Below are 12,869 nucleotides of genomic sequence, written 5' to 3'. Positions count from 1 at the left end.
AAATAAATGTGAATGTATTGATCGTTGGCGGTTCAGGAGGGATAGGCCTTGCGCTAGTGCAACATTATCTAGCATACGAGGATGCAAACGTATTTGCGACTTACCGTACCCAAAAGCCCTCGCTTAACCACCCAAAACTGACTTGGTTCAAAGTAAACGTCACCGTAGAGAGCGATATTGCCGATCTTGCCCAACAACTACCTAAGCTACGCTTATTGATTAATGCGATTGGCATGCTCCATGATGGTGAGCATAACCCTGAAAAAACCGTTAACGACTTCGATAGCGATTTTTTCAATAAGAACATCGCCATCAATGTCACTCCTAGCCTACTGTTAGCCAAGCATTTAGCTCATCATCTGAAAACTAAATCTAGCAGTCATTTCATTACCATATCAGCCAAAATTGGCAGCATTGAAGATAATCGGTTAGGTGGCTGGGTAAGTTACAGAAGTTCAAAAGCGGCACTCAATATGGCACTGAAAACCATCAGTATAGAGTGGCGATTTAAGCAATCAAACACCTGTGTGTTGGCATTTCATCCCGGCACCACAGACACTAATTTATCAAAGCGATTTCAGCAAAATGTTCCTGAGGGAAAACTATTTTCGCCAGAGTATGTTGCAGAATGCTTAAACAACATTATCTGTCATACCAGCGCCAATGATACAGGCAAATTTTATAGTTACGATGGCTCAATATTGCCTTGGTAAGCAGACTGCTAATGACTGAGCGCCCCAAGTTTTGCGAACTTAACTTTAGCCTGACGCAGTGAACGTAAAAACTCAAACGTTGCGCAAACACCTAAGCTCAGTGTTATCACTAGTTCCATACCTATACTGCTGCTATGCACTGCTTGTAAAAAAGATTGTTCACTCACTAATGTGTAGCCAATAAATCGCCCCAAATTAAATATGCTCGCGATCATCAATATTGGACAAAGCAGCAAGCCGAACCAAAACCAAAATTGTTTGAATAGTTTCATATCTATAAAACCTTAATTACTCTATGCTACAAATGCTTTTGAAACCAAGTAACGACCTCTTTGTTTGCTTGTGCTCTGTTCTTCGTAAGACTATGATCATCATCTTCATAGATGACTAACTTGTGACTTATGCCATGCAACTTCAGTTTTTTGGCAAACTCTATTGACTGGCTAACATCGACTCGTTTATCTGCGCTTCCATGCATTAATAAAATTGACACATCTTGCGGTAATTTTTCGACCCATTTAATTGCAGAGCGACTTTCAAGGGTACCGATTTTATCTTTGTTGTAATTCGGAATTCGTTTTTTATAAACTCGTTCCATGTTAGGGCGTAAAGTTAACCCACTAAGCAAATCAGTATTTCCGGCAACGGTTACTACAACCTTAACGTTATCAAGCTGCCTTAATACCAAATAATTTTGCATTCCGCCTCTGCTCCAACCAAACAAGCCAATGCGTTTTGGATCAGCCCCAATAATACTCGGGATAAAATCAATTAAACGAGTCACATCCTGTATATCTTTACCGCCAAACTCATCCTTATGTTGATTTGAAAAAGCTCTCTGAAATCCATATCTCAATTTAGTGTTTTCGTTCAACGTTCCACGATATTGACTACCAAAAATGACAAATCCCTGCTCTGCTAGCGGAAATAAAGTTTTAAACATGCTCATAAACCGAACAGCACCAAAATTACCATTTCCGCCTCTATTATAAATCACGACAGGTAATGGCTGAGTCACATTCTTAGGTTTTATCACGTAGCCTTCGACCGGAACGCCATCTACATCATAGATAAAAGTACGACACTCTAATTGTTTTTGATAAATTTCGAACATTTCTCTCGAATGTTGTGCTTTAAACAAGCTGGTCGCCTTATTAACTATTGTTTCAGTATCATATGCCCGTTCAAATTTCTGTCGCGTGTGCTCTATCCACAAGTCATAATCAGAAAACTCATCGCGAAAGCAATCCTGCTCCTTGGTAACTTGGGTATGATTAATTATCTTCGTTGTATCTGCGCTATACAGAGAAAGAGTGAATAAAGAGAAGGTTAAAAAGGTACTCGATAAAAGTAAGCTCACTAAAAATCCTTTTAAGTTTACATAAACTACATCCTAGAGAAACCAACATTGCTGCATTCATCCCTTAATAGCAACACGCTTACTTATAAAAAAGCCTCGTTGAATTGACGAGGCTTAGAGTATAAATCAAACTTTAAAGCTGTGGTTACAAACTCAATAGGTGATCCAAGCCGCCTGTAATCGCGGCAACTTGCGCCACAATACAGTTCTCATCATCCACCAACGGGCTATCTGGATACACTTCTGTGGTCGTCACATATTTCGCATCTGTCACGCCAGCACATAAACCTAAGGCTTTTGTCGCATAATTGATTACGCCAAATTGCGCTAGTTCAACGCCAATTAGCTTGCCATCTTCATCGGCTGGTGCAATGTGGGTTACCTTTGCAACGGCTTCAATCATAGCGGTTTGAAACGCATCTTGCGGGTTAATTGTGTCACCCACTAAATAAAAACCATCTGGTATATTCCAATTGCTATGCTCTACTGCGTCACGTGCGGCAAGTGCAGGTCTAAATTCACTATTATCAGTATCGGTCGTTTCATGTAGGTCAATATGAGCAAATATCTCTACGCCCAAATCCGCTAATAGCTTGATTAACGCGGCAGATTCTTCTGCTGGGCTATCTGCATAAAAAGAGCGATTTGGGTCAACAGCGTTTGGATTCCAACGGTTGATGGTTTCATAGCCCCAAGGGCTAATACATGGCACCACCAGAATATTAAACGCTTTGGCATAATCAGCAGCTTTAGTTTCAGCAAAACGGATAGCTCCTTGTACGCCACTGGTTTCATAGCCATGCACACCTCCCGTCACCAATATCGTTGGCTTAGTTAAATCCCAATTTTTTGATTTAACCGCGTACAAAGGGTAACGATCTACATCGTATGAAAGCGCGCCATACTGCTCTAGATCAAATCGCTCTTTTAACGCTAGTATCTTAACCAGTACTTCATCTTGATAAGAGCGCTTAACTGACTGACCATTCAACCATTGAGCTTTTTCTGCTTCGCCCCACTTCTGGCCTTTTACGCCAATTGCATACACTTGCTGATCCATTTTTAATTCCTTTAGGCTTGGTTTTATATCCCAGCTCTTCTATACCTAATGCAGTAAAAGGCTAACCTTTTTTCAGCGCCTTTTACTCCAGCGTTAAATTACTCGAGAGCATAAACGTGATATACATTGATATCAATGCCATTATCCGTATAGCTACTCAACAAGGTTCGACATATTAATGCCTTGAGTAACACCGCTGCGCTGGTGAAAATTAATCAACTGTTCATTTGCGAGGATGATTTATATGAATACATTACGACATGGTTTTTCCATTGGAATAGAAAGAGTCGCAGATGAGTTCTTTCTCACTCTCAAAGCCAAAGGAAAGTTATCCCACAGCGATTACCTAGCGATCACACCAGTAATTGACTCTGCGCTATCTGAGGTAAAACAGCCCAAAATCAAAGCGCTATTCGATGCAACAGAGCTAGAGGGATGGGAGCTAAGTGCTGCTTGGGATGACTTTAAGCTTGGGCTAAAACATGGCAATCAATTTGTAAAAATTGCGCTTTATGGCAATAAAGGCTGGCAAGAAACCGCTGCTAAAATTGGCCGCTGGTTTGTTGCGGGTGAAATGAAGTTTTTTGACAATGAAACTGATGCATTTGCGTGGTTAAACGAGTAGTTTTGTAACACCGCCCTAATTAACATGATAAAACGCCAGAGACTGCTGGCGTTTTTTTAACAGCAAAATCGCAACGACTACCTTCCAGCCAGCGCTCGAGCAGGCAATGTTTGGCTCGCTTTCCATGCCGGATATAAGGTTGCTATCACACTCATAATAAAGGCTAAGCACACTACAGTAACCACATCTCCGCCATTGAGTTGCGATGGTAAGAAATCAATAAAATACACATCCGCTGATAGCAATTGAATTCCCAATATTGATTCAATTCCTTTGGCAATAGCACTTAAATTAAGCGCGACGCTAACCCCAAGTGCAGCACCGATTGCGCAACCAAGTATGCCGTTAAACGCTCCCTGTACGACAAATATCAACATTACTGAGGCTTTTTTCATTCCCATCGTCAATAAAATAGCAATCTCAGATTGTTTATCACGTACAGCCATGACTAAGGTCGATACGATATTAAAGCAAGCTACGGCGATCACCAGCGCTAGCACCAGGTACATCACCATACGTACAAGCTGTATATCTTGATAGAGATGACCTTGAGTTCGGGTCCAATCTGAAATATAGACATATTGCTGCTGGCTATAACCAAGATCTCTAATTAGCCTTGGCGCTGCAAATACATCATCAACCTTAATTCGCACGCCAGAAACACTCTCGCCTAAGTTAAGCGTCTTCGCAGCATATTGCATCGGAATATAAGCTGTGCTCGTGTCGAGTTCACCGCCAAGTTCAAAAATTCCCGACACCACAAAGCGATGGCTTTTAGCCGCGGCTATTTTACGCTGTGTTGAAGCATTGACATTCGGCATGTATAAACTCAGCGACTGACCGACTTTAAGATCTAGGCTTTTGGCAAGCCCTCGGCCTAACACAATATTATTTGTTTGGTGTTCACCAAGGCTTTGCCAGCTCTGCTCTGACATAAATTGTTTTATGTTGGAAACGTCCGCCTCGCGATCAATATCGACACCAAGTACTGTTAAGCCTTGAAAACCGCCTACCTTTTGTACTAATCCTTGCATACGCACAAAAGGGGCGGCACCTACAATACCTGGGATCTGCTTGGCATCATTGACGATATTTTGCCAATCATGAATCGGCTCATTTACACCAATTAACTCCCCATGGGATACCACGCCTAATAAACGTTGTTCTAGCTCTTTTTCAAAGCCATTCATCGCCGATAACACCACGATGAGAACAGCAACCCCCAGCGCAATACCCGCTGTTGAAGCAAATGAGATGAAATTGATAAACCGGTTAGATTGGCGCGCCAAATAAAAACGCCACCCCACCCACATCGCTAACAAACTTCTCATGCCGTGAGTTCCTGCTGTGTTACCAAGCGGCCATCTTTCATGTGTAGTTGTCTGTCCATACGTGCAGCTAACTTTTGGTCATGAGTTACCACGACAAACGCTGTGCCTAATTGCGCAGCAAGCTCAGTAATTAACTGATACACCGCCTCACCGCTTTTAGCGTCAAGATTACCGGTAGGCTCATCTGCCAGCACTAACTTAGGATCATTAATCAAGGCTCTGGCAATAGCCACACGCTGACGCTCACCACCAGACATTTCGGCTGGAGTATGTTTTAACCTATGGCTTAGCCCTACTCGCTGAAGTAACGCACTCGCTTTAGCTTCCACCTGTTTACGGCTTTGGCCTTGAATTAATGCCGGCATTGATACGTTTTCAAGTGCGGTAAACTCAGGCAACAAGTGATGAAACTGATAAATAAAACCTAAGTTCTCGTTGCGGATCTGCGCTTGGCGTGCGCTTGATAGCTTATAGAGATCTTCACCTAACATAGTTACACTGCCGCTACTAGGGCTATCCAGTGTCCCCATAATATGCAGTAAGGTACTTTTGCCAGAACCAGAGCTACCTACTATCGCAAGCTGTTCACCTTTAAACACTTGTAGATCAACATCGTGTAAAACTTGGGTATCGACACTACCTTCTTGATAACGCTTACTCACCTTGCTTACATGTAGCAATAACTCTTGGTTCATTATTAACTCGCTATTCATATCTTTTATCATGATCAACTTAATCCCTAAGGATTAATCTTGGTTGATTTATATCAGCACAATGCAAAACTGAGCTTATTCGTATCTCAATGCTGTTGCCGGTTGCACATTAGCCGCACGTATTGCAGGGTAAATCGTGGCAATAAGTGTGATTGCCAATGTTCCAACAACAATCCAAGTCAATTGACTGAACTGCAACTGCACCGGCAAGTTCTGCCCAGCTCCTAAAATAGAGATCCCAAGGGCGTGAGTAATACTGTTGAGGTTAAGGGTTAACAACACACCAACAGCCAAACCTGACAACAAACCAATAATGGCATTTAATGAACCTTGAATAAGGAAAATTCCCATCACATTGGCAGTCGTTAAACCTTGAGTTTTCAATACAGCTACATCAGTAGTCTTATCCACCACCATCATGACCAGTGCCGATACAATATTGAACGCTGCAACCGCGATAATAAGGCTGAGCATTAACGACATCATGTTCTTTTCCATTTTTACCGCGCCAAACAGATGGCCATAAGTATCACGCCAATCGGTTGTGGTAACCGCTTGCGAAAATTGTTTAATAACCTGCGGCGCTATCGCTGCTGCATTAAAAGGATCATCAAAATAAAGGCGCAACTCTTTAACTTGTCCCGCGGTTTGCCGCATTAGCCTTTGAGCGTCATCATGATGTACGTAAGCCAATGTTGCATCAACTTGTGAACCCATCTCAAAAACGCCGACAACAGTGAACTTGCGCTGGCTCGGAACCGGTCCAAGTGGCGTATACACCACCCCATCACCACTTAAGACACGAACTTTATCGCCGGGGGCGACATCCAGCATTCTGGCTAATTCTGCGCCTAAAATAATGCGATATTTTCCAGACTCTAAATCGTCAAAATCACCTGAGTAAACGTTACGTGTCGCACTCAATAACGCCTTTTCCTGCTCAGGATAAACACCGTACACTTGCGCAGCACCGATGTTGGATGGTGATTGCAGCATTGCTTGGGTAGCAACACTTGCTGTTGCTCCTACGACACCCGGCAACTCGGTTAACTTTAACGCTTGCTGCTGCCAATTCTCGATGGGCGTTTGAGAATGTACGGTTAATTGCGGCACAGCACCTAAGATCCGTTGTTTTAATTGGCCTTCAAGTCCATTCATCACCGAACTCACCACAATTAATGCAGCAACCCCGAGCAAAATACCTGACACCGCAAAGATAGTAATAAACGAGGCAAACGCATTCGCTTTGCGCGCACGCCAATAACGGTAACCTATATAAAACGATAATGAAAAATTCATTAATAAATCCAAATAAAATCGACTGATAGCAAACTCATACCGAGTAAAAAACGCGACGCCCTTGGGTTAATGAGGCTTATGACGCTGCATAGATAATTTGTGCAGGCTTGCTGCAATCGCTTAATTCAAACCAAGACATTTTGCCTCGAGTCTTGCTAAATCATAAAGATGCGCACGATAATAGGGGTATTAGCCCCCTAAAAACAAGAGGCAACTCCCTTGTTAACCGACTCTAGCGCCTATTTTAGTATTAATCATCCATTTGATGTCTATTTGAGTCCTTGGGATAGCACTAACTCGCCACCATCTGCCGAATTACTCAGTGCCATGCTACCAAGCGGCTTGCAACTTATCAGTGATGTAAAAGCACTGGAATCTGATTGTTTGTTGCAACTTCGCCATCTCGATGATGAGGCCAAAACCGTGGTGGAGTTTCTCAAATTGCAGTCACGCAAAATCGACATGGTGCTGCAACATGTAATGGCACAAGAACAATATGAAGGCGATAAATATGCTGCAACCCACTTTGGTGGCAGTGGCTTTACGATTGTCAGTACCGAACCATTTGAACTTGGGCTTGAATTTAAAGCGACCTTACACATAAAAGAGGAACTGGTTGCATTATTATCTATTGCAAAGGTACAAAGCTGCAGACTGTTAGAACAAGCGCAATCCAAGTTAATCTCAACGCCCAATGACAGCGATCATACCGTTGCACACTATGCCTGTGAGTTTAGTTTTACTGTGATCCAAGAGAGCGATGTTGAGCAACTCGTAAAAGCCAGCTTAAGCTTGCAACAGAAACAACTAAAATTACGTCAGTTAGCGCGCTAATACAAAACCAATTTTCACTGGCATGAGTGGAGACAAGCCTCTACAATACTTAGCAACTTTACTGCTAATGGACCTGTTTCCTCGCCTTAATGAATGCTTTTTCTGTATTGACTCCACCAGCGGTCAAAAGCGCAAAACTCGCGCAAACGCTGTGTACACTCGGTGGCGCTGATCAAGCGCTGACCATCGCTAATATTGCCAAACAACATAAGGACGTTACCTTAGTTGTTACCGCTGATACGCCAACGGCAATCGCGCTTGAAACCGAACTCAATTATTTGCTTAGTGAGCAGTCAATATCGATTTGGCTTTTCCCAGACCGAGAAACCTTACCCTACGACAGCTTTTCGCCCCATCAAGATCTCGTCTCTCAACGTCTTGAGGCCTTGTCGCGGATCCCACAAGCAGAGCAAGCAGTCGTCATTGTTCCTATCACCACCTTAATGGTACGCCTGCCGCCGCAATCCTTTTTAACAGGAAATGTGTTGATGTTAGAAAAAGGCGATAAATATCGCCTTCTCGATGTCCGCGAACAGTTGATCAACACCGGTTATCATGTGGTTGAACAAGTATACGAACATGGCGAGTTCGCCGTACGTGGCTCAATTATTGATATCTTCCCAATGGGCTCAAGTCAGCCGTTTCGAATCGAGCTATTCGATGATGAAGTGGAAACTATCCGCCATTTCGATCCTGAAACTCAGCGCTCTAGCAAAGAGATAAATGCCATTCGCCTATTACCGGCGAAAGAGTTTCCGACCGACGATGCAGCCATTGAAGGCTTCAGACAAAGATATCGTCGCCGCTTTGAAGTATTAGTTAAAGAGCCGGGCTCGATTTACCAAATGGTCAGCAAAAAGACCATGCCCGCCGGCATAGAAAACTATTTACCGCTGTTTTTTGATGAAACAGCCACCCTGTTTGATTATTTACCTAATGGTACTCAGCTGGTCACTATCGGTGATATTGAAGCGGCAACCCAGTCGCACCTCAATGAGGTAGAAGCCCGTTATGAAGACAGACGAGTTGATCCACTAAGACCACTGCTGACACCTAAAGAGCTGTATTTACTCACTGAACAGATCTTCTCACAGTTTAAGGCCCTGCCCCGTTTTGGCCTTAAGCATATAGGTTACACTGGCACGGCAATTGAGGCTAAAGTCAGTAAACTTCCAGACATTAGTGCCAATCACAAGCTTAAACAGCCTTTGGCTGAACTGGAAAAATACGCCGCTGATGGCGATAGAATGCTATTCAGTGCGGAGTCTGAAGGTCGCCGTGAAGCACTGCTTGAGCTATTAAGCAAAATAAACTTAAAACCTAAGCTATTTACACACCTCGATGAATTTGTGGCGAGTAAAGCCAAGCTTGGCTTGATTGTGTCGCCTTTAGCTCAAGGCTGTATTATCGAGAAAAAAACCGGCGCTAAGTTCAGTTTAATTTGTGAAACAGAACTTTTCGGTCAGCGTATTTCTCAGCGCCGTCGCCGCGACAAGCAACGCCAAATTAGCTCAGATGCATTGGTTAAAAACCTCGCAGAGCTCAAAGTTGGCCAACCAATCGTGCACCTTGACCATGGTGTAGCCCGTTATCAAGGTTTAGAAACACTCGATACCGGCGGCTTAGTTGCCGAATACTTAGTATTAGAGTACTCAGGTGGCGATAAGCTATACGTCCCTGTAGCTTCACTACATTTAATTAGCCGCTACAGTGTTGGCCCTGATGAAGAAGCAACACTGAATAAACTGGGTAATGAAAGCTGGGCTAAAGCCAAGAAAAAGGCCGTTGAAAAAATCCGCGATGTCGCGGCAGAGCTACTCGATGTTTACGCACGTAGACAAGCACGCCCGGGCGAAGCTTGCCGTATCGACCAAGAAGAATATGCGCAATTTGCCAACAGCTTCCCTTATGAAGAAACCGTTGACCAAGAGACCGCAATTGAAGCTGTTCTTGAAGATATGCGCTCACCTACCGCCATGGACAGATTGGTGTGTGGTGATGTTGGCTTTGGTAAAACCGAAGTTGCCATGCGCGCCGCTTTTGTGGCGGTAAATGACGGCCGTCAAGTCGCGATTTTGGTGCCAACCACCCTACTTGCTCAGCAGCACTATGAGAACTTTAAAGACCGCTTTGCTGATTGGCCGTTTAAAATTGAGGTGATGTCGCGCTTTAAAACCGCCAAAGAACAAACTCAAGTGATGCAAGACTTGCTTGATGGCAAAGTCGATATTGTGATCGGCACCCATAAACTGCTGCAGTCTGAAGCTAAATTTGAAAACTTAGGTTTACTGATCATCGATGAAGAGCATCGCTTTGGTGTCAGGCAAAAAGAAAAAATTAAAGCATTAAGAGCCAATGTCGACATTTTGACCTTAACCGCAACGCCGATCCCACGCACGCTTAATATGGCAATGTCTGGCATGCGCGATTTATCAATTATCGCGACCCCACCGGCTAAACGCCTGGCAGTAAAGACCTTTGTTCGAGAGTATGACGAAGCCACCATTCGGGAAGCATTACTGCGTGAAATTCTCCGAGGCGGTCAAGTTTACTTCCTGCATAATAGCGTTGAAAGCATTGAAAAGCGTGCCGATGAAATTCGTGAACTTTTACCTGAAGCACGCGTTGTCACCGCCCACGGCCAGATGCGCGAGCGTGAGCTTGAAAAGGTGATGTCTGATTTTTATCACCAGCGCTTTAACGTACTTGTGTGTACCACCATTATTGAAACAGGTATTGATGTACCGTCGGCTAACACGATTGTCATTGAGCGTGCCGATAACTTTGGTTTGGCACAGTTACACCAATTACGTGGCCGTGTTGGTCGTTCACATCATCAAGCCTACGCTTACTTATTAACGCCGCATCCTAAACGTATGACCAAGGATGCCCGTAAACGCCTCGAAGCCATTGGTGCATTAGAAGATCTCGGTGCAGGCTTTATGCTCGCAACTCAAGATCTAGAGATCCGCGGTGCCGGTGAGCTACTCGGTGATGAGCAAAGCGGCCATATCTCTAAAATTGGCTTCACCTTGTATATGGAGATGCTTGAAGATGCAGTCAAATCGCTCAAGCAAGGTAAAGAGCCATCGTTAAATCAGATGTTGCGTCATCAATGTGAAATTGAACTCAGGATCCCAGCGCTGTTACCTGAAGACTATGTCGCTGATGTAAATATGCGCTTGTCACTGTATAAACGCATTGCCAACTGTGAAACCGCAAAAGCGATTGATGAACTCAAAGTCGAGTTAATCGACCGCTTTGGTATGCTGCCTGATGCCACTAAAAACTTGATGGAGATGACACTTTATAAGCATCTAGCCACTCAGTTAGGCTTAAGAAAAATCGAAATGCATGCTAAAGGTGGTAGTATAGAGTTTGGTGAAAGTAATAAAGTTGACCCAACCTTTATCATCGGCTTGTTGCAAACTCAGCCCCAAGTATATCGAATGGATGGGCCAAATAAGCTAAAATTTGCAATGCCGTCTGAATCTGCGAAAGACAGGCTCGCTTTACTTAAACTGTTAATTGAACAGTTATTGCAACATCGTCTTGGAGAATAACCGTGTTAAGACTATCTAAAAACAAACTCAGCGCAGCATTAGCGATAAGCCTTTTATCAGGCCTTAGCGCAAGTTTATCTGCAGCAGAAGAGCGCTGGTTTGAGGTCGAAGTCTATATCTTCGAGCGCGATGTGCCTACAACTGAGCAGTGGCCAACTGACGCAGCCACACCATCTAAGCGCAAAACGGTTGACTTTATTACCCCGCTAATCAGTACCGATCTGACGGCACTAAACATGGGGCTTAATGGCTGTACTTCTACAGATTGGGCAACAGATAGCATTAGTTGTAATGAGCAGATGACCAGTGCAAAACATAAAGCCATGGCCGATGTGCCGATGCAGATTTCTGCACCTAGCCCGGCGGTTGCGCATTTAGGTGACGGAGCTGTGCTATTAGCAGAAAGTCAGAGTCAATTTAAAGACATTATTGCCACTATATCCCGTGAAAAAGGCACCACTAGCCTATTACACATGACTTGGCAACAATCGATGTTACCTCGTAACCGTGCGATTCCGGTTAAGCTATTTTCTGGCCATGACTATTCAGAAGAGTTCCAATTTAACGGTCAGCCTATAGAAGCAAACAGCAATAGCTCAGAGTTCACCAATTTTGATTTTTTTGGCCCGCAATTTACTGATGACAATCAACAACCAGTTTGGAAGTTTGACGGGACAATTAATATCTATTTGCAGCACTATCTGTTTATTGAAACCGATTTTAGGTTGCGTGAAGCAGGCAGTAAAACGGTAACTCTTGCAAGTAGTGATTTGCGTGCCAATGGCAATACGGCGGGAGACAACTCACAGCAAGTGACCAGCCCATTCTTATATTCGATCCCTATGACTCAAAACCGCCGTGTACGTAGTGATGAAGTACACTATTTTGATCATCCAAAAATGGGGATGATTATTCAGATCAGAAAAATGCAACATCCTAGCGCCAAGGCCACAGAGCCAATGCCTGAAGCCGACACAGCAGCGAGTGCGCCAATAAACTATTAAAGCTGGATAATCGAAAAATCGAGGTAGATTTCATCTGCCTCGTCTTCATCGACAAATACATCGTCAACGTTTGAGGCTGGCGATCCGATATAACACCAGTTAATCAGCCTATCTACTGCTGGCTCACCGCCTTGGGCTAAAATCTGTACCGAACCATCACTAAGATTACTTACAAACCCTGTCAATCCAAGCGCGGTTGCTTGTTTTAGCGTATGTTGGCGGTACGAAACACCTTGTACTTTGCCCTTCACTTTAATAACAACACGTTTCATAACGTATTCCCGTAGTCTGTCGGCGTTTAGCTTGTATTAATCGTTATAGCTCAGAGCAAGTTTTGCCAAACTCATTCAACACAGTAAGTAAGCAA

At 43.7% G+C, this 12,869-nt stretch carries 12 protein-coding genes; 5 read left to right on the top strand and 7 right to left on the bottom strand.

Translation table 11 applies throughout. The features are described from left to right. The first annotated feature begins 8 nt into the window (after positions 1-8). Positions 9-713: an SDR family NAD(P)-dependent oxidoreductase gene (locus L884_RS0109505; protein WP_028767282.1), complete on the top strand. Its 705-nt coding sequence runs from the start codon at positions 9-11 to the stop codon at positions 711-713. Positions 714-721: 8 nt separating this feature from the next. Here L884_RS0109505 and L884_RS0109500 read toward each other — a convergent pair whose 3' ends face one another. From L884_RS0109500 to L884_RS0109490, 3 genes are all read right to left on the bottom strand, one after another. After that, positions 722-985, bottom strand: coding sequence for a hypothetical protein (locus L884_RS0109500; RefSeq protein ID WP_028767281.1), 264 nt, complete (start codon positions 983-985; stop codon positions 722-724). A 26-nt stretch (positions 986-1,011) separates the two neighbouring features. Then, the gene (locus tag L884_RS0109495) at positions 1,012-2,073 is read right to left on the bottom strand and encodes an alpha/beta hydrolase family protein (RefSeq protein ID WP_028767280.1); all 1,062 of its coding nucleotides are present in this window, start codon (positions 2,071-2,073) and stop codon (positions 1,012-1,014) included. Positions 2,074-2,218: 145 nt separating this feature from the next. After that, a complete protein-coding gene (locus L884_RS0109490; protein WP_028767279.1) occupies positions 2,219-3,133 on the bottom strand; it encodes a M14 family metallopeptidase in 915 nt (304 codons plus the stop codon). A gap of 244 nt (positions 3,134-3,377) precedes the next feature. Between L884_RS0109490 and L884_RS0109485 the strand changes: the two genes are divergently transcribed. Beyond that, entirely contained in the window at positions 3,378-3,758 is a 381-nt protein-coding gene (locus L884_RS0109485) for a SpoIIAA family protein (RefSeq protein ID WP_028767278.1), read from the top strand. A gap of 77 nt (positions 3,759-3,835) precedes the next feature. Here the strand turns inward: L884_RS0109485 and lolE are convergent, their stop codons facing one another. The 3 genes from lolE to L884_RS0109470 form a co-directional block, all read right to left on the bottom strand. Continuing rightward, complete coding sequence (gene lolE / locus L884_RS0109480) at positions 3,836-5,089, bottom strand: lipoprotein-releasing ABC transporter permease subunit LolE (RefSeq protein ID WP_028767277.1); 1,254 nt, start codon at positions 5,087-5,089, stop codon at positions 3,836-3,838. Beyond that, positions 5,086-5,814, bottom strand: a complete 729-nt coding sequence (lolD, locus tag L884_RS0109475) for a lipoprotein-releasing ABC transporter ATP-binding protein LolD (RefSeq protein WP_156925676.1) — start codon at positions 5,812-5,814, stop codon at positions 5,086-5,088. Before lolD ends, lolE begins: the two co-directional genes overlap by 4 nt. Positions 5,815-5,877: 63 nt before the next feature. Continuing rightward, positions 5,878-7,101, bottom strand: coding sequence for a lipoprotein-releasing ABC transporter permease subunit (locus tag L884_RS0109470; RefSeq protein WP_028767275.1), 1,224 nt, complete (start codon positions 7,099-7,101; stop codon positions 5,878-5,880). Between the two features lie 219 nt (positions 7,102-7,320). On the opposite strand from L884_RS0109470, the gene L884_RS0109465 reads away from it, so the two are divergent. The 3 genes from L884_RS0109465 (at position 7,321) to L884_RS0109455 (ending at position 12,502) form a co-directional block, all read left to right on the top strand. Beyond that, complete coding sequence (locus L884_RS0109465; protein WP_028767274.1) at positions 7,321-7,935, top strand: hypothetical protein; 615 nt, start codon at positions 7,321-7,323, stop codon at positions 7,933-7,935. 89 nt (positions 7,936-8,024) lie between these two features. Further along, entirely contained in the window at positions 8,025-11,498 is a 3,474-nt protein-coding gene (gene mfd, locus L884_RS0109460; protein WP_028767273.1) for a transcription-repair coupling factor, read from the top strand. A 2-nt stretch (positions 11,499-11,500) separates the two neighbouring features. After that, positions 11,501-12,502: a peptidoglycan binding protein CsiV gene (locus tag L884_RS0109455; protein WP_028767272.1), complete on the top strand. Its 1,002-nt coding sequence runs from the start codon at positions 11,501-11,503 to the stop codon at positions 12,500-12,502. On the opposite strand, the gene L884_RS0109450 is transcribed toward L884_RS0109455, so the two are convergent. Beyond that, the gene (locus L884_RS0109450; protein WP_028767271.1) at positions 12,499-12,774 is read right to left on the bottom strand and encodes an acylphosphatase; all 276 of its coding nucleotides are present in this window, start codon (positions 12,772-12,774) and stop codon (positions 12,499-12,501) included. The genes L884_RS0109455 and L884_RS0109450 overlap by 4 nt on opposite strands. Between the last annotated feature and the right edge of the window lie 95 nt (positions 12,775-12,869).

Source organism: Shewanella fidelis ATCC BAA-318 (assembly GCF_000518605.1).
In the GTDB taxonomy this organism is placed as follows: Bacteria; Pseudomonadota; Gammaproteobacteria; order Enterobacterales; family Shewanellaceae; genus Shewanella; species Shewanella fidelis.
The sequence above is the reverse complement of the archived record's forward strand: the minus strand, read 5'-3'. Positions and strand labels throughout refer to the sequence as shown.